The following is a 23735-nucleotide window of genomic DNA, read 5'->3' as shown; positions in this document are numbered from 1 at the left end:
GTGTCCCTACAACTCCCAGGAAACGCCATGCCGAACGAAATCCTCTCCATCAGCGCCCACTGCATCGACAATCCCGCCTGCATTTTCACGGGCAGCGACATGCGCATCGAGGTGCTCATCAAGAATACCGGCAACGGGGAAGTCGGCTATCCGCTCACCTACATGCAGGCGCGGGGGCCCAATATGCGCCTGATCGACAACGCGAGCGAGCAAAGCCAGGTATTGAAGACGGGCCTGGCCAATCACGCACTCAAGCGCGCCTTCACCACGATCGCGCCGGGCCAGTCGATTGCGCTGCAAAGCATCATCAAGCATACCGAACTGCGCATGTTCCGCAAGGACTTCGTCGATGTGACGGCCGAAATCGGCGTCTCGGCCGCCATCGAGCTGGCGGGCAGCGAGGAAACGCTGCCCTTCAAGGGCGGCGCCAGCCTGAAAATCATCGGCAAGGATACGCTGGAGCGCGAGGCGCAGCGGCGACAGGAGCGCTGACGCGGAACTAGACGGCCGGCTCCTCTGCGCCGGCATGCAGCTGGCGCCAGAACGGCGCGGCGGGCCAGCGCTGCTCCCATCCATAATATTGCTGGCGCAGGGCCAGGTATTGCGCATACCGGTGCGCCACCGTCTGCGCCACGGCGCCCAGGCTGGCGTGGCCGGCGATGGCGCCAGCGGCCGCCATGCCGTTGGCGAGCGCCTTGACGATGCCTTGCGACGTAACGGGATCGAAGGCCGAGGCAGCATCGCCGATGGCCAGCCAGCCGTCGCCATGCAGGCGGTCCAGGCAATAGGACGGCGCGGGAAAGCTCTGCACGCCGCCCGCCAGCGGCGCCGCGCCGCGGGCCAGCGCAGCCGTGTTGGGCGCCTGCGCCAGCCATGCCAGCCAGCGGCCCGCATGCTGCAGGCGCTGCGCCCTGACGGTGGCCGCATCGCTGTAGAACGCCAGCAGCAAGGTGGCGTCGGGCAGATGGGCGCCATACCACCAGCCATGTTCGACCGCTTCCAGGTGCGTGAGGCCGGAACGGCTGCCCTCTGGCACAGCGAAGCGCATGGCCATGCATACGAGCGGCAGCGTTTCCACCTTGCGGCTGCCGCGCTGGCGCGCGAAGACGGCGCGCGTGCCGCTGGCGTCGACCACCAGGTCGGCATGGATGGTGGCCTGGCGCGGCTGCGCCGCGGAGCCCAGCGCCAGTTGCAGCGCAAAGCCGCCGCCGTCCGCCGGGGCCGACGCGGCCAGGCTCGCGTGCAGCAGCACTTCCGTCCCGCGCAAGCGCGCCTGCCGCGCCAGGAAACCGTTGAAGCGGGAACGCTCCAGGTGCCAGCCATGGCCCAGCGGATGCATCAGCGCATCGTTGTAGCCGCGCTTGTCGCTGCCCCACCAGGAACAGCTGCCATGGCAAGGCGCGTGCGCTTCGGCGAAAAAATCCTGCGCAATGCCCAGCGCCTGGAACAGGCGGTTGGCTTCGGGCGGAATGCTTTCGCCGATGCGGAACGGCGTGTAGTCGCCCGCCTCGATCACGAGCACGTCGTGCACGCCATGCTGCGCCAGCGCCAGCGCGCAGGCGCAGCCGGCCGGGCCGCCGCCGACGATGGCGACCCGGTAGCGCTGCCGCGATGGTACTGGTGCCGATGCTGGCGCGCCGGGATGTTCTGCGGCCGCCTGCATCAGGGCTTCGGTTTCGGCCGGTACACCTTGTCGATGGCCGTGTTGCGCCAATACTCGACCAGATTGCTTTCATCGCTGTCGAACAGGCTCTCGACTTCCAGGTAGTAGTCGTGGCAGATGTTCTTGTTGCCCTGCGCCTGCGGGATGGCCGTGCTTTGCACCACCACCCCGATACGCGGCCAGTTCAGCAGGAACTGCGCGCGGTCCTGATAGCGTCCCACCTGCATGGCGGGCCGGTCGATTCCCGCGTCGGGGGGCGTGGTCGATGGCAGGCCATCGGCCCGCGTGCCCTTGCCCCGCACGGAAAAGCGCGGCGTCGGCAGCGCCGTGCCGCTGGCCACCACGTCGTCGTAGGTGTACACGGCCACGGGCCGCTGCGCCGGCCAGGACGAGTACAGCAGCGTATTGATGCCGTTGCCAGGCGTCGCCGTGGCCGCGTCGATGGCCGCCTGATTATTCAGCAGCTGGCGCTCGGGCGGCGTTTCCGGCAAATGCGTAGCGCACGAGTTGTAATCCGTATGCCACGGCAGGGCCATGAACTTGGACAGGTCGCCGGGCTGCACCGCCCCGGCGCGCAGCGGCGTGTAGCCGCCCGCCAGGAAGGGGCGGTCCTTGACGGCCTTGCGGTAATCGAGCCGCTCGCGGTTGATGCGGAACGGCCCGCCGCTGTCGTGGCGCTGCCATGCCTGCTGGTAGAGGCCCGGGTCGCGCACGATAAACCCCATTTCGATGCCCGGGCTGTAGCGGCCGCCCAGGCAGTTGAACAGCACCGTGCGGTCCAGCGCCTCGCCGGCGCCCAGCGGAACATCGCTGCCGGCTGGCGCATAGCGGTCCTGCGACCACTGCTTCATGAAGAAATACTGCGCGCGCGTCAGCGACAGCAAGCCGCTGCCCGCGTCGCCCAGCGACAAGGGCATCTGCGGTATCGCCGTCGCCAGCTCCGGCTGGTCCGGATCGCGGATGAAGTTCATGATGCGGTAGCCGCGCAAGCCGTCGACGGCCATCTTGCCCAGCCGGTCATGCTCCTTGATCGCGCGCGGCGGCAGGCTGGTGGTCCACTTCTGCAGCGAGGCGGCGCGCAGGACGGGCTGCACTTCGCTGCCGAAATGGCAGCGGTAGCCGGCCTGATAGCTGCCCTGCGCATAGATGGCGGGACGCAGCGCCATCTTTTCCAGCCAGGTGCAATACAGGTCGTCCCACAGCGTCACCACGCTGGCCGTTTGCGGCGCATACGACGGATCGCTCGAGATCACCCAGGCGCTGCCCTCGACGGCGCGGCTGCTGCCGTCGGCGAACACCAGGCTGGCCGTGACGGGGCCGTCCGCCACGTCGTCGAACCAGCGATCGTTGTTGACGTTGTCGCCCAGCGCGGCGCTGGCCGAGTAATTGCCCTGCGCGTCAAAGCCGCAGGCCTTGCCGTAGCCGCCCAGCACCAGCAGGCGGCCATTTTTTTCCGTCGTGATGGCGCCCAGCGAGGCGATGATGGCGCCCGGTCCATGACCATCCGCGCCCGGTGTCCCACCGCGGGGAAACGACACGGGATAGGCAGGCAAGGCGCACACGGCGCCGCTGTCGGTATCCGCGCAGGAAGGCTCGGTGGCCGCGTCGAACTGCACCACGGCCTGGTGCGATGCCAGGACGGCGCGCGGCCCCGCATCGATGACCAGCAGTTTCAGGCGCTGCGGGTCGTCCGGCGTGTTCTGGCCGATGAAGTCCTGGTTGCGCACGAGCGGCGCGCGGCCATGCTCGAACGGCGCCACGCCATCGCCGCCCACCCAGCTATTGGCCTTCTTGTTGGCCAGGTGCACGGTCCACACGATGTCCTTGACCAGCTTGCCATCGACCGTGCTGCCGATGGCCACTTCAAGCGGCGTGCCCCGCTTGCCGAGCGGATAGGTCTCCAGTCCCGCTGCCTCGTCGAACGCATACTGGAAGATCCGGAAGCGGGCCGCCTGCCGCTTGAGCTTTCCGCTGCCGTCGCGCAGTTCCGTACTGACGATGGTGGTGTCTTCCGTGCCCGGCCGGATCGGCAGGCCGCCCGTGCATGTCTTGCCCGGCAACTCCATGCCCGCCATGCTTTCCGGGCCCAGATAATATTCTTCGCTGTTGCCGACACGGGCGATGCCGATGGCCGGATGGATTCTTAACGCGGTATATGCCATGCTGAACTCCTGGTAATCGAAGATGTCCGTGCCGCCAGGCACGCGAGGCTGCTGGACTTACGGCTGCATGCCGTCCCTGACCCACTGGTCGAAGATGTCGATGCCCTCCTGCGGCATGGGCCCGTCCGGCGGCATGGGATGGGGCGCGGAGCGCACATACTCGCCCGCCCTGCCGCCCCGCACCAGCAGGCGGTGCTCGGCGCTCACCAGCCACGTGTCGCTGCGGCTGTCGTAGTCGTAGCCATGCAGGGCCACCTGGATCTGGTAATGGAAATCCTTCACGCTCTCATACTCGTTCAGGCGCAGCACGCGTACGCCCGACGACAACGGGTTGTTCAGCTTGACCTTGTTCATGTCGGCGACATACTTGGAAAACAAGCCTTGCACGTCGCGCTTGAAACTTGTCGGTGCGCTCATCATTTCACTCCTTCATAGCTGGGCTGGGGAGGCGGCCGGCGGTCGACGATGACGACGGCCGGGCGGGAAAAGTCGCTTTGCCGGATCAGGCCGCGGCCCTTGTCGTTGGTGGTGATGGCTGCCGTGATCTGCCAGGTCTTGCCCCGCTTCCGGGGCACCAGGCTGTCGACGATGCCGGTGATATCGACGTCGATGGCGTAGGCCTTGTGCGCATGCGTGCCGGACAAGGCCCAGTGGCTGGTGCTGGTGATCAGGTAGCGGTCGCGGAAGCGCTTGTCGTCCAGCTGCGCGGCCACGTTCGCAGGATGCAGGTAGACATCGGCCTGGAAACTGTAGTCTTCCATGGCGTGTGCGCGGTCCAGGTGCAGCGTCGCGCGCTTGTCCTTGGCCACGGGCGCCGAGGCGATCGTGTAGGCGCCGCCCAGGACGATGTCGGGCTTGGCGAGCGTGCCATCGCTGGCCTGGTCGCTCAACAGGGCGGCAAACAGGCTTTTCTGGTTGTCGCCAAAGGCAAAGCCGGCCCGCTGGCGCTCGTCGATCAGCGCTTGCAAGTCCTTTTTCCGCACGAACTCGCCGCCATAGGTGGGCTGGAAGCCATAGCCCTGCCTGATGGTGTCGAAATAAATCTCGGCCTGCCCCATGTTGGCCGTGTAGCTGCCCGAATCGGGGCGCTGGGGATCGCCGTCGCCCGCGCTCCAGCCGACGGGCCTGGCCAGGTCCGCATCCTGCTCGCTGCGCAGGAAGGTGCTGCGGCCGCTGCCCCGGATGCCGCTGTCGCCATGCTCGTCCAGCCATTTTTCGAAGCTGTAATCGAGGAAATTGTGAAAGGCGTAAAACAGCGGGTCCAGGCCTGCCGTAATGTTGTCGCCCATGTTGCCGCCCATATAAAAGGCGTGCATGTGATTATGGATGCGCGTTTCCAGGTTGCCGCCCCCGCCGCTGCCATACTCGTCGCCGCCAAAATCGTTCCAGTCCATGTAATAGATCTGATAGCCCAGCAAGTTCGGCGAGGCGGTGGCCATGGAACTGTCGAGGCTACCCTTGATGCGGGTCGAGTCGTACAGCGGCGAATCGACATCCTCGAAGGCTTTCGGGTAGCGCACGCCGCTGGGCTTGCGGGTGAAGTTCCAGTACGGCAGCGCGACGTTGCGCGTGCTGGGCCCCCGTTCGCCGTTCGGGTCGGCCGCCTGCAAGGCTTGCTCATAGAAGTACAGCTGCGCCCGGTGCCATTGCAGGAAGGTGTTCTTCTGGTGTTCGCACTCGCCCGGGAATTCCGGATGGGAATTTGCCTCCGTCGGCGGCTTGTCGAGGAAATACGCGACATCGCAGCTGTTGCGCGTCGGATCGCTGAGCAGCCACTTCAAGCCATCGCCCGGCAAGGCCGCCTTGCGGTCATTGAACACGTCGACGGAAGGACAGTTGTGCACCCAGGCTTGCCACAAGAAGCCGCGCCGGTCATACACGTTTTCCTGGCTCTTGCGCTTCATCTCGCTCACCGCATGCTTGAATGCAGCAAGTTCGGCGGGCGTCAGGTCATCGATGTTCTTGCGGTAGCGCACGACGCGCGCGCCGCCCTGCTCCGCCGGCGCCAGCGCCTCAGGGCTGCAACGGGCGACGGCCAGGGCGCCCGTGTCGGCGCCGGCATGGGCGCCCGTGTCGGCGCCGGCATGGGCGCCGGCGAGCGCCAGGCCGGCCAGCAGGGAAAAGGTCAGGGTTTTCATGCGTAACATGGACAGATGCTCCAGAGACAGGTTGAGGAAGACGGGAGCGCGGCCAGCGCACTCCCGGCAGGAACAATCAATGGCCGTGTCCGCCCACGTCGCCGCCCCCCTTGCCATCCGGCAGCACCACCTTGACGTTCTGCATCATGCCCTGATCTTCATGCTCGAGGATGTGGCAATGCAGCACGTACTCGCCGATGTAGCGCTGGTAACGCGTGGCGATCTCGATCTTGTGCTTTTCGATCACCAGCAAGGTGTCTTTCCAGGTACCGACCAGATCCTTGTATTGCGCATCGACGGTGCCGCCGTCGGTGCGGGTGATGCCGATGATCTGGAAGGGGTTGACGTGGATATGGAAGGGATGGCTGCCATTCTTCGACGCCAGCTCCCAGATCTGCTCGGTACCCAGCACCAGCGTGTGGTCGACGCGGTGCGGATCATAGGCGTATTTCGCGTCGGGGTCCGGCGAGTCTTCCGGCTTGCCTTCCACCATGAAACGGACCTTGCCATCCAGCTTGGCAATATTGAAGGTCGCATACTCCTTCTTCATGCCGCGCATCGTTTCCTTGGCTTCTGCGCTGAAGCCCGCATGCGGGACAAACTTGGCGAGCTTGAGGCCATTCTCTAGGTCGCCGAGGATCGTGCCCTTGACGCTGTCGGGCAACTGCGCAACGGGCAGGCGCTTGACGGCATTGCGCAATTCGGCCAGCAGGAAGTCGCGCGGCGACTCGTCCGCCTTGGCGCGGGCGGCAGCCTTGGCGTTCGTCTTGGCCGTGATCACGCCGATCAGGCGCGTGTTGTTCACGTCATGCATCGTCGTCATGTTATTGAGGTTCGTTTCCGCATACACGCAATACGCGCCGGCCTTCGGCAGCGAGAACAGGATATCGCTGCGGTAGCCCGGCTGCAGGTAATTGAGGTTCTTGGGGATGATCCTGTCGTGCGTCAGGCCGTCGCTGGCCACCTCGAACTGCGTGACGTCCTCGCCATCGCACAGCTCCATCACGTCCTTGTCCTGGTTGGCGACGCTGAGCGCCTTCAGCAGCTTTTGCGGATCGTTCGCGCGGCGGATGCGCAGCACCACGGACGCCTGGAAACCCGTGTCGATCAGGCGCCAGCGGTACAGGCGCTGCGTATCCATCTTCATCACCGGCTGCACCTTGCCGTTGACGGAGGTATAGCGGCCCGACATCAGCCAGGCATCGGGATCCTTGACCTGCTTGAAATCCTCCAGCATGCCCACCGCTTCCCTGTCGCACGCCTTCAGTGGCGTCAGGCTGTTGCTGGGGCAGTCATAGGGAATTTGCTGCAGCAGCATCACTTCGCCGGCGCTGCCGCTGCCGTCGTCGGGCTGGAATTGCTTCAGCACGACGTCGAGGTCGCCATTTGCCTTGTCGGTCGGATAGCGGTCGCCTTCGACCACCAGCGCGCCGGCCATGCCGCTGGCGACCTGCATCGCCGTCGCGCCATGCTGGTGCGGGTGATACCAAAACGTGCCGGCAGGATGGTCGATGGGAATATTGTATTCGTACTCGAAATCCACGCCAGGCTTGATCGAAATCAGCACATTGTCGCTGTTGCCCGAAGGCGAGACCCACAGGCCATGCGAGTGCAGATTGGTGTCGTTGAAGCAGCCAGGCGGACGCGGCGCATTGATATCGTCCGTCGCGCACTGCTCGGCCGGCAGCGCGGGCAGCTGGTTGTACAGCCTGAAGCGCACGGTTTGCCCCGGCGCCATCACCACGGTGGGCGCCATGAAGGTGGCCGCATTCTCATCGCGGCCATCGAGCGCCAGGCCGCTCGTCTGCTGGTACGAGCGCAGGCGCACCTTGTCGTACTTGGCCGTGGTCGGGTTATAGATGGTGCCGTTGGCGTAGCGGATGTACAGGTCGTACGCTTTTTCATACTCGTCGCGCTTGCTCGCCGCGCGCGTGGCGGGCCGGGCGCGCGCCTTCAGTTTCGGCGGCTCCTGCATCAGGCGCAGCTCGACGTTGGGCAGGGATTTCAGGTTAAGGTCGAGATTGAGATTGACGCTGGTTTCCGCAGCGAACACGGCAGCGCAAGCGAACGGCACGGCGGCCAGGCACAGCAGCGCGTGCCTGCGGGGAAGGCGATAGGACATGACAACTCCTTATTGGACTCGGCAATGGACGCATGGCTGGGCCATGCATGTAATTTTTTTAAATTATTAACATTGCCATTATCCATGATGACAAAGAGTCAATTCTCACACTAAATCACTTGTTGTATTTTGGGGCTGGAGATACTGCCGAGGAGGCGATGGAAATGCGGGAGTCCGGAGTGCAAGGTGTGGGCATGGGCGCGCTCGCCGCTAGTGCCTGAGGTGAGGGGACGGCGTTGGCCGCTGTGCGGCCAACGGCCGCGCGCAGCGCGGTGGGATGGGGATTCGGAGCGCCACGCGCCTGCAGGCGCGAGGGCTTCGAATCCCACGCGCAAAGCGCGCAGGCGCTTTGCGCGTCTCCGGAGTGCGGAAATGAAAAAACCCGCCGAAGCGGGTTTTTAAAAATACTGGCGGAGACGGTGGGATTCGAACCCACGATACAGGTATAAGCCGTATGCATCCTTAGCAGGGATGTGCCTTCGGCCACTCGGCCACGTCTCCTAGCTGATTACTCAACTATGTCTCTGTAGCTAACTGCGCTGCAGCGACGAACGTCATAATATCGATTGCCCCCCCTTTGGTCAAGGGCGTAGGGCAATATTTTTGGATATTTAAGCTTTTTCCAGCTCGAACGCTTTATGCAGCGCGCGCACGGCCAGTTCCATGTACTTTTCATCGATCAGCACGGAGATCTTGATCTCGGAAGTGGAGATCATCATGATGTTGATGCCCTCTTCCGACAAGGTGCGGAACATTTGCGATGCGACGCCCACGTGGCTGCGCATGCCCACGCCGACGACGGACAGTTTCGACACTTTCGCGTCGCCCGTGATGCTGGCCGCGCCCAGCGATTCGCGGTTCGCTTCCAGCACGGCCAGCGCGCGCGTGTATTCGCCGCGCGAGACGGTGAAGGTGAAGTCCGTTTTACCGTCCACCGACTGATTCTGTATGATCATGTCGACTTCAATATTCGCGTCCGCCACCGGTCCCAGGATGTGGTACGCCACGCCTGGACGGTCGGGCACGCCGAGCACGGTGATTTTGGCTTCATCGCGGTTGAACGCGATGCCGGAGATGACTGCTTGTTCCATGTTTGTATCTTCCTCAAACGAAATCAGGGTGCCTGAATTGGCTTCTATTTCCAGCGGCAACATCGGGTCGGTCAGCGACGACAGCACGCGCGTGGGGACGCGGTAGTTGCCGGCGAATTCCACCGAACGCGTTTGCAGCACTTTGGAACCCAGCGAAGCCAGTTCCAGCATTTCTTCAAAGGTAATGGTCTTCAGGCGGCGCGCCTCGGACACCACGCGCGGGTCCGTCGTGTAGACGCCGTCGACGTCCGTGAAGATCAGGCATTCGGACGCCTTCATGGCGGCGGCAATCGCCACGGCCGACGTGTCGGAACCGCCGCGGCCCAGGGTTGCGATGTTGTCGTGTTCGTCGACGCCCTGGAAACCGGTAATGATGACAATCTTGCCCGCATCGAGGTCGCGTTTGACTTTTTCGTCATCGATCGACTGGATGCGTGCCTTGGTAAAGGCGGAATCGGTCTTGATCGCGACTTGCCAGCCAGCATAGGATACGGCTTGTTTGCCGATCGCCAGCAGTGCCATCGACAATAGGCCGACGGACACTTGTTCGCCTGTCGAGGCGATCATGTCAAGTTCACGGGGATCGGGTTGATCCATGATTTCCTTGGCCAGTCCAATCAGGCGGTTCGTTTCGCCCGACATGGCGGATGGCACCACCACGATTTGATGCCCAGCGTCGTGCCACTTGGCAACGCGCTTGGCGACATTCTTGATACGGTCAGTCGAGCCCATCGACGTACCGCCATATTTGTGGACGATTAAAGCCATAAGAGTGAAGTTTCCGCTCAAGAAGAATAAAAAAGGAGGGCTTTACTCTACATGCCGCAATGCAAAATAACAAGCTAAAAAGCGCATTAGCTCATACCGATTGCGCATATGGAAATAACCAATCCATGCAGTCCAGCTGGCTTGTACAGCCGTCCGCCGGCCACCTTGGGAGTGGCCGTGGCGGCGGCTCCTGCGCTCAGCAGGACTGCCAGCGCAGGGTGATGCGGGGACGATCCAGCAAGCTCAGGCAATGACAGTCGAGGCCAATACCAGCGGCATACAGCAATTGTTGCGCCGCACAGACAAGGGGCAGGCGTTCGCGTTCCCAGGCGGGCACGTCAAACGCCTGGTAATGGTATTTCAAGCTCTTGGTGGGACGGTTCAGGGCCAGCTTCAGGCGCTCGCCGCCCTGGCGGAAATCGATGCTCAAAGTTTGAGATTGCAACCAGGCAATATCGATGCCTTGCCCGCCCGCTTCCACCGCATCGAAATGCAGCACGCCGCCATACGCGGGAAACGCCAGGCTGGCCTCGCCTTTCCATGCAAACTGCTGGCTGGCTTTTTCCAGGCCCGGAATGCCCGCATCGCTTTTGTCGCGCATGCCGGCCAGGTCATCGAGCTTGGCCGTCAGGTACAGCCGGTCGCGGTGGCGCCGCACGTGGCATTCGGGATGCGTGACCAGCAGCTGCGCATCGGGCCGCGCTTCCAGCAATTGCGCCAGCATTTCCGCCAGCCACGCCGTCGACGGCATGCGCAGGCCGCGCGTGCCGAACCAGTGGCGCAGCAGGTTGTAGCAGCGGTCCGCGCTCAGTGCGCGCAACTTCGCCAGCTCGATGCAATCACCGTCGAGACATGCGGCCAGGTCCTGCGTCGCCAGTTCCGTCAGCAGGCGCTGCGCCGATTGTGCATGCTGGGCGCTGCGGGCAAAGCGCTCCTGGAAACCGGGAAACGCCTGCGCCAGCACGGGCATCACCTGGTGCCGCAGGGCATTGCGGGCAAAGCGGGGATCGTCGTTCGATTCGTCGTGGATGTGCGCGATCGCATGTTTCGCCACATACGTTTCGAGCTGCCGGCGCGACACGGACAGCAAAGGACGCGCCATCACCAGGTCCGGATTGCCCAGCAGTTCGGGCGCGCTGTTGGCGCCGTCCATGCCGGACAGGCCCGCCGTGCCCGAGCCGCGCAGCAATTGCAGCAGCACCGTTTCAGCCTGGTCATCCTGGTGGTGGGCCGTCAGCAGCAGGCGCACGCCATGCGTAGCGCACAGCTCGCCCAGGGCTGCGTAGCGGCGCTTGCGGGCCGCCTCTTCCGTGCCCGTCTTCGCATTCTTTTCCAGCGTGACCTTGCGTGCCTCGAAGGCGATGCCCAGGCCCGCGCACGCGTGCTCGCAGTGGGCCAGCCAGGCATCGGCATTCGGGCTCAGGCCGTGATGCACGTGGAAGGCGTGCAGGGTTGCGCCCTGCTCTTGCGCCCAGGCACGCGCCAGGTGCAGCAAGGCCGCGGAATCGAGGCCGCCGCTCAGGGCAATGCCAACGGGACTGCCGGCTGGCAGCGCACAGGCGTCCAGCGCGCGGGCAAAGATATCGGGCACGGTGGCGGTTTGTTGCTTTTTCAATTCGGACTCCGGGAATGCAAAGAGGGACAGGCTGCTAAACGGATGGTGTCGTTTAGCGGACTGTCCCTGGTGTTGTTTTACCCAAGACCTTAAAAAGCCGGGGTCAGACCCTGAGGGTCTGACCCCAGACTCTGCCGTTGGGTTGAAATAAATTACTCGCTCGGCGTGGTTTCCTTGAACTTGCCGTAGCTCAGCAGCTTCTCGTGGCGCGCGGCCAGCAGGTCCTTGGTTTTCATGCCGTGGAACTGGCGCAGGGTGTCGGCCAGTGCGCGTTTCAGCAAGGTCGCCATCTGTTTCGGATCGCGGTGGGCGCCGCCCAGCGGTTCGTTGATGATCTTGTCGATCAGACCCATGGCTTTCAGGCGGTGCGCCGTCAGGCCCAGCGCTTCAGCCGCGTCGGAGGCGCGCTCGGCGCTCTTCCACAGGATGGAGGCGCAGCCTTCGGGCGAAATCACGGCGTAGGTCGAGTATTGCAGCATCAGCACGGCATCGCCCACGGCAATGGCCAGCGCGCCGCCGGAACCGCCTTCACCGATGATGGTGGCGATCAGCGGCACTTTCAGTTCCGCCATCACGTACAGGTTGTGGCCGATCGCTTCGGACTGGCCGCGCTCTTCCGCATCGATGCCGGGGAAGGCGCCTGGCGTATCGACGAAGGTGAAGATGGGCAAGTTGAACTTTTCCGCCACTTTCATCAGGCGCATGGCCTTGCGGTAGCCTTCCGGTTTCGGCATGCCGAAATTGCGCATGGCGCGCTCTTTCGTGTCGCGACCCTTCTGGTGGCCGATGACCATGCACGGCTGGCCGTTGAAGCGGGCCAGGCCGCCCACGACGGACAGGTCGTCCGCGTAGCTGCGGTCGCCATGCAATTCGTGGAAATCGGTAAAGATTTCATTCACATAATCCATGGTGTAGGGGCGCTGCGGGTGGCGCGCGATCTGCGCCACTTGCCAAGGCGTCAGCTTGGCGTAGATATCCTTGGTCAGCTGCTGGCTCTTCTTGGCCAGGCGGTCGATCTCTTCCGAGATGTCGACGGCCGAATCGTCTTGCACGAAGCGCAACTCTTCGATCTTGGAATCGAGTTCCGCGATCGGCTGTTCAAAATTGAGGAAAGTCGTTTTAGTCATTGTACCTCCAGGTTTTACCGGCCACGGCGCCAGGGCGCGCGGCGTCATCTATGTTTATTTTACCGTACCGGCTGGTGCGCCGGGGGCTGCATCGGGTGCGGCAGGGGCGGCTGCAGGGTCGAGACTGCGCCACAAATACCACGTCGCCACGGTGCGCCACGGTTCCCAATTGGCGGAAACTTCGCGCGCATCGCTGCGGGAAACAGGTTCGCCGGAGAAGTAATTGACGCTGATGCCCTGGATCAAACCGGGGTCGTCGAGCGGCAAGACATTCGGTCGCAGCAAATTAAATATCAAAAACATCTCGGCTGTCCAGCGCCCGATGCCGCGGATCTGCACCAGTTCGGCGATGACGGCTTCGTCATCCATCTGGTCCCACTGGCTCGCATGCACGCGCTTGGCCTTGAAATGGTCGGCCAGGTCGAGGATGTATTCGGTCTTGCGTTTGGACAAGCCGCAGGCGGCCAGTTGTTCGGCGCCCGCCTTCAACACTTGCGACGGCGTGCATTTCGGGCAAGCCAGCAGCAGCTTTTTCCAGGCGGCATCGGCTGCCTTGGGCGTGATCTGCTGACCCACCAGCGAACGGGCCAGGGTGGTAAACGGGTCGCTGTGGCCGACCAGGTGCAGGTCGCCAAATTGCGGGATGAGCTTTTTCATGATGCGGTCGCGCTTCATCAGCTCGATCTTCGCCTCTTCCCAGTAGTGCGGCACCTGGATCACCTGCACCGCTACCGGCGCTTCCCCGTTTTCCCTGGACGTTGGCATCATGCGCGGCGCCAGTTGGTCGAGCCGTCAGGCTTGTCTTCGAGAATAATGCCTGCCGCCAGCAGTTCAGCGCGGATCTTGTCGGACTGCGCAAAGTCGCGCGCCTTTTTCGCCGCGCTGCGCGCCGCGATGGCCGCTTCGATGCCCGCTGCCTCGTCCTGGCCGCCAGCGGCGCCGACCGTCGCTTGCAGGAATTGCTGCGGCGTACGCTCGAGCAAGCCGAATACGCTTGCCAGGCCCTTCAATTGACGCGCCAGCGCCGGCGACTTGCTCTTGTTCACTTCCGTCGCCAGGTCGAACAGGGCGGCCACGGCCAGCGGCGTATTGAAATCGTCGTCCATGGCTTCGCGCACGCGCACGGCATGGGCTTCGCTCCAGTCGATGGCGCCCTCTTCCACGGCCACGTCGGCCAGCGCCGTGTACAGGCGCGTCAGGGACAGGCGCGCATCGTCGAGGTGCACGTCCGAGTAATTCAGGGGGCTGCGGTAGTGCGCGCGCAGGATGAAGAAGCGGATCACTTCGGCATCGAACTTTTGCAGCACTTCGCGGATCGTGAAGAAGTTGCCGAGCGACTTGGACATTTTTTCATTGTCCAGGCGCACGAAGCCGTTATGGATCCAGTAATTGACGCTGGTGTGGCCGAATGCGCCTTCGGATTGGGCGATCTCGTTTTCGTGGTGCGGAAATTGCAAATCCGCGCCGCCGCCATGGATGTCGAACTGTTCGCCGAGCAGGGCGCACGACATGGCCGAGCACTCGATATGCCAGCCCGGGCGGCCACGGCCCCACTTCGAATCCCATTTGACTTCTTCCGGCTCCGACTCCTTCGACGACTTCCACAGCACGAAGTCGAGCGGATCGCGCTTGCCCGTGTTGACGTCGACACGCTCGCCCGCGCGCAGGTCGTCGAGCGACTTGCCCGACAGCTTGCCGTAATTGGGGAAATTGCGCACGGCATAGTTCACGTCGCCATCCGCGCCCTGGTAAGCGAGGTCCTTCGCTTCCAGCTGCTCGATGAGGCTCAGCATCTGCGGCACGTATTCGGTGGCGCGCGGCGTGTGGTCGGGCGTCAAGATGCCCAGCGCGGCCGTGTCTTCATCCATGTAGCGGGTGAAACGCGTCGTCAGCTGGGAAATCGTCTCGCCGTTTTCCACGGCGCGGCGGATGATCTTGTCGTCGATGTCCGTAATGTTGCGCACATAGGTGACGTCGAAACCGGACGCCTTCAGCCAGCGGTAGATGACATCGAACGCCATCATCATGCGAGCATGGCCGATATGGCAATAATCGTAGATGGTCATGCCGCAGACGTACATGCGTACCTTGCCCGCTTCCATCGGGACGAATACCTGCTTCTCGCGAGCCAGGGTGTTGTAAATCTTTAGATTGCTCATCGTACTTTGCAAGTGGAGCGGCCGCCAGCCTGGCAAAACGACAGACAGGCGCGGACACCGGGGGTGCCGCGCCACTGAACTGCCGTGTGCGCCGAAGACTGGTCGACCCGCTATATTGTTGTTCTTGTTTGTTAGAATTGGGGCGTTAGCGGTCAAGTATAACATTGATAAAAACCATACTGGCCCGATATGAATCAGGTTTTTACGATGTTCAACCGAATTTTCACTTATTTACAATTAAAGCAAGTTTAGAGAAAAATAACGATTAAGGACGCCTTCATGCAAGAAATCAAATCGAAACGCCTGTCTTTCCTGGCCCGCTTCTGCACCCTGTTTGCCGGCCTGACCCTGGGCGGCGCCGTCGTGGCGGCAACGCCTGCCGCTCCATCGGCCGCCCCCGATCCCACGCCGCACGTGGCCCTGAAAACGAATATGGGCGAGATCGTGCTGGAACTGGACCAGGAAAAAGCCCCGCACAGCGTGGCCAATTTCTTGCAATACGTCAAAAGCGGCTATTACAAGGGCACCGTGTTTCACCGCGTCATCGACGGCTTCATGATACAGGGCGGCGGCTTCGACAAGAACATGAAACAGAAAGCCACCAAGGCGCCGATCAAGAATGAAGCACAGAACGGCTTGCAAAACGTCACCTACAGCATCGCCATGGCGCGCACGGGCGACCCGCATTCTGCCACGTCGCAATTCTTCATCAACGTCAACAACAACGGTGCGCTCGACTACCCTGGCCGCGACGGCTTCGGCTACACGGTGTTCGGCAAGGTCGTCAGCGGCATGGACGTGGTCGACAAGATCAAGGCCGTGCCCGTCGCGGACAAGGGACCACACCAGAACGTGCCCGTCACCCCCGTGGTGATCGAATCGGCGACTTTACTCAAGGCGGCGCCCGCAAAACTGTAAAATAGCGTTTTTGCGGTCTCCGCATGCCGCCGTGGCATGCCACGGCCCAAATCAACTTTTCATCCAATTTATTAAGGATCATCATGACCTCCGTCATCATCACCACCAATCTGGGCAAGATCACCGCTGAACTGGACGCCGACAAAGCGCCGAAAACGGTTGCCAACTTCCTCGCCTACATGAAAGCCGGCCACTACGACAACACGATCTTCCACCGCGTCATCGACGGCTTCATGATCCAGGGCGGCGGTTTCGAGCCAGGCATGAAACAAAAGCCGGCCGACACCACCGTGGAAAACGAAGCCAAGAACGGCCTGAAAAACGATACCTACACCCTGGCTATGGCCCGCACGTCGGACCCGCACTCGGCATCGGCCCAGTTCTTCATCAACATCCAGAACAACAGCTTCCTCGACTATCCAGGCCAGGACGGCTGGGGCTACGCCGTGTTCGGTAAAGTGACGGACGGCAAAGAAGTCGTCGACGCCATCCGCGCCGTGAAAACCTCGCGCGCCGGCATGTTCGCCGATGTGCCAGTGACCGACGTCATCATCGAGAAGGTAGAAGCCGCTTAATTCGGCTCTGGCATCATGAATAACAGGCATTGCAGCGTTTGCGCCTCTCCATGCACATCACTTTTTGGGAGCGTTGAACGATGACAATGCCTGCCGCACTCTTCATATCCGACCTGCATCTGCAGCGCTCGCACCCGCGCACCAGCGCGGCGTTTCTTTCTTTCCTGGAACACCATGCGCAATATGCGCAAGCGCTGTATCTATTAGGCGACCTGTTCGAATACTGGGCCGGCGACGATGACCTGGAAGACCCGTTCAATGCGCGCATGACGGCCGCCATCCGCGCCGTCAGCGATGCGGGCGTGCACGTCTACTGGATCGCCGGCAACCGCGACTTTCTCGTCGGCTCCGGCTTTGCGGCCGCCGCCGGCGCCACCCTGCTCAGCGAACCCCATGTGGCCACGATTGCCGGCCGGCGCATCGTCTTGCTGCATGGCGATGCCGAATGCACGAAAGACGTCAAATACATGGAGTTTCGCGCCATGGTGCGGCAGCCCGCCTGGCAAAAACAGTTCCTGTCCATGCCGCTGGCGCAGCGCAAGGCCATCATCGACGGTTTGCGTCAGAGCAGCCGCGAGCACAATGGCGAGAAAGCCATGGACATCATGGATGTCACGCCCGATGCCGTCGCGCAAGTGTTTGCCGAACATGCGAGCACCGTGATGATCCACGGCCATACGCACCGCCCTGCCCTGCATAAGGTCGACAATACCTTGCGCTATGTCCTGCCCGACTGGGAATGCGACGTGACGGCACCCGCACAGCCGCGCGGCGGCTGGATCGCCATCGATGCGCGCGGCAACATCACGCGCCATGACTTGAACGGCGACATCATCGACTAGGCGCGCGCCGACCGCGCCACGGGCGTTTGTCCGATAGCCGCGCCCGCCTGGTCTTGCTGTAATGGCAGCATGCACACCCATTACATCGGCACGGCCGGCTGGAGCATTTCCAGCGCCGCCGCCAGCCGCTTCCCCCTCGATGGCAGCCATCTGCAGCGCTATGCGTGCGTCTTGCCCTGCGTGGAAATCAACAGCGCGTTCTACCGCCCGCACCAGCCCGCCACCTACGCGCGCTGGGCCGCCAGCACTCCCGAGCACTTCCGCTTCAGCGTGAAATTGCCACGCAGTATCACGCATGAACGGCGCTTGCGCGACGGCGAAGCGGAACTGGATCGCTTTGCGGGGGAAGTCTTACAACTGGGGAATAAACTGGGCTGCGTGCTGGTGCAGCTGCCGCCCAGCCTGCGTTTCGAGGCGGACGTGGCCGCGCAGTTTTTTCAGGTCCTGCGCCAGCGCTTCGACGGCATGCTCGCTTGCGAGGCGCGCCATCCCAGCTGGTTCGAAACGGACGCGACCGAGCTGCTCGTGCAGCAGACCATTACGCGCGTGCGCGCCGATCCGCCCGCCGGCCAGCCGGGCCCACACGTGCCGACCACGGAGGCCGCCTACGTGCGCCTGCACGGCAGCCCGCGGATTTACTACTCGGACTATCCTGCCGCCTACCTGGCGGCCCTGGCCAATGAATTGGCCGCGCGGGCGCCAGTGAACAGCTGGTGCATCTTCGACAATACGGCGGCGGGCGCCGCCCTGTGCAATGCGCTGGACTTGCAGGCGCGGATCACCGCCTAGGGTACGGGCGTCTGCAACACCGCCTGGTTCGTGAAGCCGTACAGGGTACCGTTGCCGAAGGCAAGGATACCGATGTCCGGATGGCCCCATGCCAATGCTGGGGTGGAAATGACGCCAGCCGTATCGATCTTGCGCAGCCAGCCCTGGCCGCTCAGATACAGATGATCGCGCGCATCGACAGCCAGACTGGGTATGCCGGAAAAGGACAAGCCACCGGTGCCTGGCGGGCCATCGCCGCCGCTGCCCTTGTTCAGGGTTCCGGCAAAAACGCCAGCCTTGCCTGCACGGTCGACCTTGAAGACGACTTGATGCACATTATCATCAAAATACAGATTGCCCTTGCTGTCAAAAACCAGGCTGTTCGGGTCCATGAGCTCCCAATTGGCATCCGTCTCGCCCAGCGAGCGCGTCACGGCTTCGAATGACAGGAACGCCGAGAACGTTCCACCGGGAGGGCGGCGGAAGATGCCATCGCGGCCCCAGCCCAGCCAGGCCATATAGCCATCCTTGTCGATCGCCAGCCGATATTGCAAGGGCTTGCCGCTGCCGGCAGGCAAAGCTTCTTGCGTGGATACCTGGCCATCCTTGCCGATCTTGCGCAAGTTGAATGCGGTACCCACCGCTGCCTTGTCGGCAAAATACACGGCGCCATCCTGGTCGCAGGCGATGGCGACAGGACCAAGCATGGTCGCGCTTGCGCGCGGCCCGTCATTGCTGCCGGCCTGGCCCGCAATGCCCGCGTAGACGCTGAATGTGCCGTCCGGCGTGACACGGCGCAACACCTTGTTGGCGATATCGAGCAGATAGACATTGCCGGCAGGATCGCTGCACATGCCCGAGTTGCCCACGTATCCCACACGGGCGGCCCCACCCACCGCTTCGGTCACTCCCCTGTTGCCCGGCATGATAGGCATGACGGACAACACCTTTGCCGTGTCAAACCTGTTCAAACGGTGCTTGCTGGCATCGTGGACCATGATGCTGCCTGAAGACTCCAGCAACAGCGAACCGAGGCTCGTCCAGCCGGCGGATGCGCCTGCCGCATCGGTCACCGCCCCGCCCACCAAAGTCGTCACGTTGCCATCCGGTGTCACCTTGCGCAGCGAGGCCGTATCGGCCAGCAGCACATTACCGTCACGGTCGGTCACCATGCCGCGGATGTTAGTAAAACTGGCGGCGGTGCCCTTGCCGTCCACGCTCACGCGCTTGTTGTTTCCCGCAACCACGACGGCCACGCCCTGCTGCAAGCGGAATAGCCGGCTGCCAGCGCCTTCACTGAAGTAGATGGTGCCATTGGCATCGACCGCCAGTTGCGATAGGTATACCCGCCCGCCCCTGCCATCGACCAGCTTCTCGGAACTGACCAGGCCACCGGGCGTCACCCTGCGTATGCTTTGGCCCATTGAATCGGCAAGCAGGACATCGCCATTGCTATCCATGGCCATGCCTGTGGTCCAGGCGAATTGCGCCTGCGCCCCCTGCCCATCGGCGACCACGGCATCGGGACTTGCCCAATCGCAGGCTGCGCTGCGCTGACCCGCCACCGTGCTGACCACGCCAGCCGGCGTAATCTTGCGCAAGAGCGCATTGCAGTTATCGAAGAGATACAGATTCTCTGCACGGTCGATGGCCAGGATCGAAAGACCGATACTCATGTGAAAAGTGGCTGCGGCTGCGGCGCCATCGTCCGCGCCTGGCTTGCCCGAAATGCCCGCATACACGCTCGAGGCGCCGGCAGGCGTGACTTTATGGATGACTTGCCGGACAGCATCGGCGACGTAATAGTTGCCAGCCTTATCCTGCACCATGCCGGACACATTCTGGATTTTCTCCTGCACGCCCGCCAGCACGACGGGCAGGCAGCGCACGGCGAGCGTATTGACGTCCGCATTGCCCACCGTCGCCGCCGCATTCGCCATGATGCATCCCAGGCCTTCCGAGGTGCTGTCGATCTTGCCTTCATAGCTGGCGCCCGGCGCCAGTTTTCCCGCAAAACGGAATGCGCCATTGGCCGTCACGGTCAATTTTTCCGCCCCGTTTGCCAGCACCACCTGGGTGCCAGGCACCAGGCCGCTGACCGTGCCGCCCACCAGATAGCTTGGTGCTTCGGTCACCGGCACGGTGGGCGCCGTGGGTGCGCCGGCATCGCTGGAACCGCCGCCGCAGGCGCTCAGCAGGGCCAGCAGGGCAGCGCCGCAGCCGGCGCGTCTGAACAGGTTTTGCACTTCTCCAAAGCAACTTATCATTTCTGCTTTCATCGTGACTGACGGCGGTGTCCGCCAAAAGTTATCAAGTAGGATTTTCAAACACGCAACATTATAGTTTCCCCGTGGATATAAAAAATGAAAATGTTGACATTTATTTTTTCACTGTTATAGTTAACTACAACACCAACTCAATACACCACGGAGCTTCGATGCCTACAGCACTTTTTATGCGCCGCCCCGCCCCGCCCTTGTCGGAGCGCATCCCATGAGCGCGGAATGGAACGACAATAGCCCCATCTACCGCCAGCTCAAGGCCAGGGTGGTGGGCATGATGCTCGATGGCGTGCTGCAGTCCGGCGACGCCTTGCCTTCGGTGCGCCAGGTGGCGGCCGACTACCAATTGAATCCCATCACGGTCTCGCGCGCCTACCAGGAACTGGTCGACGATGCCCTGGTGGAAAAACGCAGAGGACTCGGTATGTATGTCTTGGATGGCGCCCGCGATAAATTGCTGGCCAGTGAACGCGAGCGCTTCATGCGCGAAGAATGGCCAGCGATGCTGGAACGCATCACGCAACTGGGCCTGAACCTCGATCAACTGCTGCAAGCGAGCCGCGACAACGGCGCACACGGAGAGAGCGCATGAATGCATTGAACAAGGACAGCGTCATCAGCGCGCGCGGCCTGCGCAAGCAGTATGGCAAGCAGGTGGCCATCGACGGCATCAGCTTCGACATCGCGCCGGGGCGCATCGTGGGCTTGATCGGGCCTAACGGTTCCGGCAAGACCACCACCCTGAAAGCCATCCTGGGCCTGACGGGCTTCGAAGGCGACCTGTCGGTGCTGGGCCGCGATCCCCGCGTGCAGCGCGATGCGCTGATGGACGACGTGTGCTTCATCGCCGACGTGGCCATCCTGCCGGGCTGGCTGCGCGTGCGCGACGCCATCGATTTCGTTGCCGGCGTGCATCCGCGTTTCGACCGCAGCAAGGCCGAACGCTATCTGGCCCACACCAGGCTGGCACCGGCGATGAAGGTCAAGGCCATGTCGAAAGGCATGGTGGTGCAGCTGCACCTGGCGCTGGTGATGGCCATCGACGCCAGGCTGCTGGTGCTCGACGAGCCGACCCTGGGCCTCGATATCCTGTACCGCAAGCAGTTCTACCAGAACCTGCTGGAAGACTATTTCGATGAAAACAAGACCATCGTCATCACCACGCACCAGATCGAGGAAGTGGAGCACATCCTCAGCGACCTGATGTTCATTCGCGACGGCAAGATCGTGCTGGCCTCGACCATGGAAGAAGTGGGCGAGCGCTATATCGAGGTGATGGTCGGCCCGCAGCACGTCAATCCGGCGCGCGCCCTGCAGCCCATCAGCGAACGCAGCGTCTTCGGCAAGTCCGTGATGCTGTTCGACGGCGTCGCCCGCACCCAGCTGGCCGCCCTGGGCGAAGTACGCACGCCCAGCCTGGCTGACCTGTTTGTCGCGACCATGAAAGGATCGTACCAATGAGTATTTCCCCTGCAAACAAGCTGCAATGGCTGCTCCGGCGCGAACTGTGGGAACACAAGGGCATGCTGGTGTGGACCCCGGCCCTGATCGGCATCGTCATGACGGTGCTGGGTTCCCTGATGGCGGCGGCAACCGTCGCCAGGACCAAGATGCACACGGCGCTGATCGTCAATGGCGAGGAGGTGTCGTGGAGCGCCATCTTCAACACCCGCACCTTCGGCCCGCGCCGCACGGACATCATCGACGCCGTCGCCAACAACTACACGTACGCGGCCGCGCCGCTGTTCCTGGCGCTGGGCTTTCTCGTGTTTTTCTATTGCCTGAGCGCCCTGCATGACGACCGCCGCGACCGCAGCGTGCTGTTCTGGAAATCGCTGCCCATCTCGGACGCGCAGACGGTGCTGTCGAAAGCGGCCATCGCCCTGCTGGTCGCGCCGCTGATCGTGGCGGCCGCCGCCAGCCTCACTTCGCTGGCGCTGGTCCTCATCCTGAGCGGCGTGCTGGCGGTCAACGGCATCCACGTGTTTGCCGAGCTGCTCGCTTCCCCTGGCCTGTACCTGGGACCGCTGCGCGTGTTCGGCTTGCTGCCCGTGTATTGCCTGTGGGCCTTGCCGACGGTGGGCTGGCTGCTGATGGTCTCGAGCTGGGCCAGGTCGAAAGTCTTCCTGTGGGCAGTCGGCCTGCCCCTGCTGCTGCTCATCCTGACGGTCTGGGCCGGCAAGCTGACGCAGACGGAAAGCGACGTCAGCTGGATACAGATGAATGTCATCGGACGCGCCCTGCTGGGCACCCTTCCCGGCAGCTGGTATCTGTTCGAACCGGGACTGCTGCCGCAAACGCACGCGCTGGCAGAAGGGGGATCGCACATGATGCGCATCAATGTGTTCAGCAATTCCTGGTCCAGCCTGGCCTTGCCAGCCGCCTGGCTCGGTGCGGCGGCCGGCGGGGCGATGCTCTACGCCGCCATCCGCCTACGCCGCTGGCGCGAAGAAGGCTGACCGCACCATATCGCCGCCCCGAAAAAACGCCCCGCCCGCCGGGGCGTTTTGCATTTTGGCCCCGCTGCGGCGCTGGAAATAATAACTACCGTGCTGATAGTGATTATTAACAGATCCCAACACCAAATAAAGACTATTCATTCGATAGTGTTAATTAGATATAAAAATTACAAATAATTATTCCTATCGTATTTTATTACCAATCAAATTTGATAATCACCGGACAAAAAAACAACAACTAGCAAATCGATAGCGAGACGATTTTTGAGATGAAAGGCGCAGAAATGCTGGCGCATGGCAGCAGATTCATCCGGAAAGCCCTGTTTCGTGACAATCCGTGATTATTCACTTGCGCAAAGCTTGACAGAATAGAGTCGTGGAAAGTGATCAAAATGAAATTGAAAGTTTCAAAATTGAAACTACCATCAGAGTGAGGGCAGGCGCGGACATCCAGTAAATATGCCATCCTGCCAGTATGTATCGCAAAACAAGCCAGTTACGGGCGAAACAAAAGACGAGAAATAATCGCCATGCAAAACAAATGCAAAATTAGCATTTTTAATATCGGGGATGAAGCACTCTTTTGCGCCAGCGATTTTTTTCCAATTATGTTTTACTTGCCACTATCAGCATCGGCAACACCAGAGTTCGACCACGGCCCAAGCCACGCCGGAGTAACCAAGGAAACGAAATACATTATTGATTTTTTAATATCTTAAAAAATTGAACGAATATCCAACCTCTTCCGGAGACTTTAAAATGGCCACCACCCCAAATCCAGCACAAGTTCCCGTCAATGCCGAAGGCGTTGGCGCCCAGATCGCGACGCCCGCAAAAAAAGCCGCCAAGCCGAAAAACGGCGACCGCAAGCAATATGACGAAGATGAACTGGTACAAGGGACCGATGCCAGCCAAAGCATGCCGCCTGAAAATGTCGTCGACGTCACGGGAAGCGCCGATACGGGCAATGCCGGCGCCCTGGGCGCGGCGGCCGCTGTAGCGGCAGCCGCCGCGGCCGCCGGTGGTGGCAGCGGCGCGGCAGCAGG

At 62.2% G+C, this 23735-nt stretch carries 20 protein-coding genes and 1 tRNA gene; 9 read left to right on the top strand and 12 right to left on the bottom strand.

All coding sequences use genetic code 11. The annotated features are described in order from the left end of the window. Nucleotides 1-27 precede the first annotated feature (27 nt). Entirely contained in the window at nucleotides 28-492 is a 465-nt protein-coding gene (locus GCN75_RS25385) for a hypothetical protein (RefSeq protein ID WP_152284852.1), read from the top strand. 7 nt (nucleotides 493-499) lie between these two features. On the opposite strand, the gene GCN75_RS25380 is transcribed toward GCN75_RS25385, so the two are convergent. The 11 genes from GCN75_RS25380 to cysS form a co-directional block, all read right to left on the bottom strand. Then, nucleotides 500-1663, bottom strand: coding sequence for an FAD-dependent oxidoreductase (locus GCN75_RS25380; protein ID WP_152284851.1), 1164 nt, complete (start codon nucleotides 1661-1663; stop codon nucleotides 500-502). Further along, on the bottom strand, nucleotides 1663-3825 hold the full coding sequence (locus GCN75_RS25375; RefSeq protein ID WP_152284850.1) for a LodA/GoxA family CTQ-dependent oxidase: 2163 nt from the start codon (nucleotides 3823-3825) through the stop codon (nucleotides 1663-1665). Before GCN75_RS25375 ends, GCN75_RS25380 begins: the two co-directional genes overlap by 1 nt. A gap of 57 nt (nucleotides 3826-3882) precedes the next feature. Then, nucleotides 3883-4242 carry a hypothetical protein gene (locus GCN75_RS25370; RefSeq protein WP_152284849.1) on the bottom strand — a complete coding sequence of 120 codons (360 nt, stop codon included), beginning with the start codon at nucleotides 4240-4242 and terminating at the stop codon, nucleotides 3883-3885. Then, nucleotides 4242-5972 carry a tyrosinase family protein gene (locus GCN75_RS25365; protein ID WP_193317651.1) on the bottom strand — a complete coding sequence of 577 codons (1731 nt, stop codon included), beginning with the start codon at nucleotides 5970-5972 and terminating at the stop codon, nucleotides 4242-4244. Before GCN75_RS25365 ends, GCN75_RS25370 begins: the two co-directional genes overlap by 1 nt. 67 nt (nucleotides 5973-6039) lie before the next feature. Further along, nucleotides 6040-8085 (bottom strand): multicopper oxidase family protein, encoded by a 2046-nt coding sequence (locus tag GCN75_RS25360; RefSeq protein ID WP_152284847.1) that lies wholly within the window; start codon nucleotides 8083-8085, stop codon nucleotides 6040-6042. Nucleotides 8086-8493: 408 nt separating this feature from the next. After that, nucleotides 8494-8586, bottom strand: a tRNA-Ser gene (locus GCN75_RS25355). 110 nt (nucleotides 8587-8696) lie between these two features. Next, nucleotides 8697-9944, bottom strand: a complete 1248-nt coding sequence (locus GCN75_RS25350; RefSeq protein ID WP_034756957.1) for an aspartate kinase — start codon at nucleotides 9942-9944, stop codon at nucleotides 8697-8699. A 196-nt stretch (nucleotides 9945-10140) separates the two neighbouring features. Further along, a complete protein-coding gene (gene tilS, locus GCN75_RS25345) occupies nucleotides 10141-11559 on the bottom strand; it encodes a tRNA lysidine(34) synthetase TilS (protein ID WP_152284846.1) in 1419 nt (472 codons plus the stop codon). A 152-nt stretch (nucleotides 11560-11711) separates the two neighbouring features. After that, entirely contained in the window at nucleotides 11712-12686 is a 975-nt protein-coding gene (locus tag GCN75_RS25340; RefSeq protein ID WP_034756951.1) for an acetyl-CoA carboxylase carboxyltransferase subunit alpha, read from the bottom strand. Between the two features lie 54 nt (nucleotides 12687-12740). Next, nucleotides 12741-13454 carry a DNA-3-methyladenine glycosylase family protein gene (locus tag GCN75_RS25335; RefSeq protein WP_405002837.1) on the bottom strand — a complete coding sequence of 238 codons (714 nt, stop codon included), beginning with the start codon at nucleotides 13452-13454 and terminating at the stop codon, nucleotides 12741-12743. Then, a complete protein-coding gene (gene cysS, locus GCN75_RS25330; protein ID WP_152284845.1) occupies nucleotides 13451-14845 on the bottom strand; it encodes a cysteine--tRNA ligase in 1395 nt (464 codons plus the stop codon). Before cysS ends, GCN75_RS25335 begins: the two co-directional genes overlap by 4 nt. A 279-nt stretch (nucleotides 14846-15124) precedes the next feature. On the opposite strand from cysS, the gene GCN75_RS25325 reads away from it, so the two are divergent. The 4 genes from GCN75_RS25325 (at nucleotide 15125) to GCN75_RS25310 (ending at nucleotide 17969) form a co-directional block, all read left to right on the top strand. Continuing rightward, entirely contained in the window at nucleotides 15125-15763 is a 639-nt protein-coding gene (locus GCN75_RS25325) for a peptidylprolyl isomerase (protein WP_152284844.1), read from the top strand. Between the two features lie 83 nt (nucleotides 15764-15846). Then, nucleotides 15847-16338, top strand: coding sequence for a peptidylprolyl isomerase (locus tag GCN75_RS25320; RefSeq protein WP_152259268.1), 492 nt, complete (start codon nucleotides 15847-15849; stop codon nucleotides 16336-16338). A gap of 86 nt (nucleotides 16339-16424) precedes the next feature. Further along, on the top strand, nucleotides 16425-17180 hold the full coding sequence (locus GCN75_RS25315) for a UDP-2,3-diacylglucosamine diphosphatase (protein WP_152284862.1): 756 nt from the start codon (nucleotides 16425-16427) through the stop codon (nucleotides 17178-17180). A gap of 69 nt (nucleotides 17181-17249) precedes the next feature. Continuing rightward, on the top strand, nucleotides 17250-17969 hold the full coding sequence (locus GCN75_RS25310) for a DUF72 domain-containing protein (protein ID WP_152284843.1): 720 nt from the start codon (nucleotides 17250-17252) through the stop codon (nucleotides 17967-17969). Here GCN75_RS25310 and GCN75_RS25305 read toward each other — a convergent pair. Next, nucleotides 17966-20194: an NHL repeat-containing protein gene (locus tag GCN75_RS25305; protein ID WP_152284842.1), complete on the bottom strand. Its 2229-nt coding sequence runs from the start codon at nucleotides 20192-20194 to the stop codon at nucleotides 17966-17968. The genes GCN75_RS25310 and GCN75_RS25305 overlap by 4 nt on opposite strands. Nucleotides 20195-20441: 247 nt before the next feature. Between GCN75_RS25305 and GCN75_RS25300 the strand changes: the two genes are divergently transcribed. From GCN75_RS25300 to GCN75_RS29355, 4 genes are all read left to right on the top strand, one after another. Next, nucleotides 20442-20822 (top strand): GntR family transcriptional regulator, encoded by a 381-nt coding sequence (locus GCN75_RS25300; protein WP_152284841.1) that lies wholly within the window; start codon nucleotides 20442-20444, stop codon nucleotides 20820-20822. Further along, complete coding sequence (locus GCN75_RS25295; protein ID WP_152284840.1) at nucleotides 20819-21691, top strand: ABC transporter ATP-binding protein; 873 nt, start codon at nucleotides 20819-20821, stop codon at nucleotides 21689-21691. Before GCN75_RS25300 ends, GCN75_RS25295 begins: the two co-directional genes overlap by 4 nt. Continuing rightward, a complete protein-coding gene (locus GCN75_RS25290; protein WP_152284839.1) occupies nucleotides 21688-22689 on the top strand; it encodes a hypothetical protein in 1002 nt (333 codons plus the stop codon). Before GCN75_RS25295 ends, GCN75_RS25290 begins: the two co-directional genes overlap by 4 nt. Before the next feature lie 759 nt (nucleotides 22690-23448). Next, on the top strand, nucleotides 23449-23735 hold a 287-nt coding region (locus tag GCN75_RS29355), incomplete at its 3' end, for a hypothetical protein (RefSeq protein ID WP_193317650.1).

The sequence above is a fragment of the Janthinobacterium violaceinigrum genome (genome assembly GCF_009208555.1).
Classification (GTDB): Bacteria; Pseudomonadota; Gammaproteobacteria; order Burkholderiales; family Burkholderiaceae_D; genus Janthinobacterium; species Janthinobacterium violaceinigrum.
The sequence above is the reverse complement of the archived record's forward strand: the minus strand, read 5'-3'. Positions and strand labels throughout refer to the sequence as shown.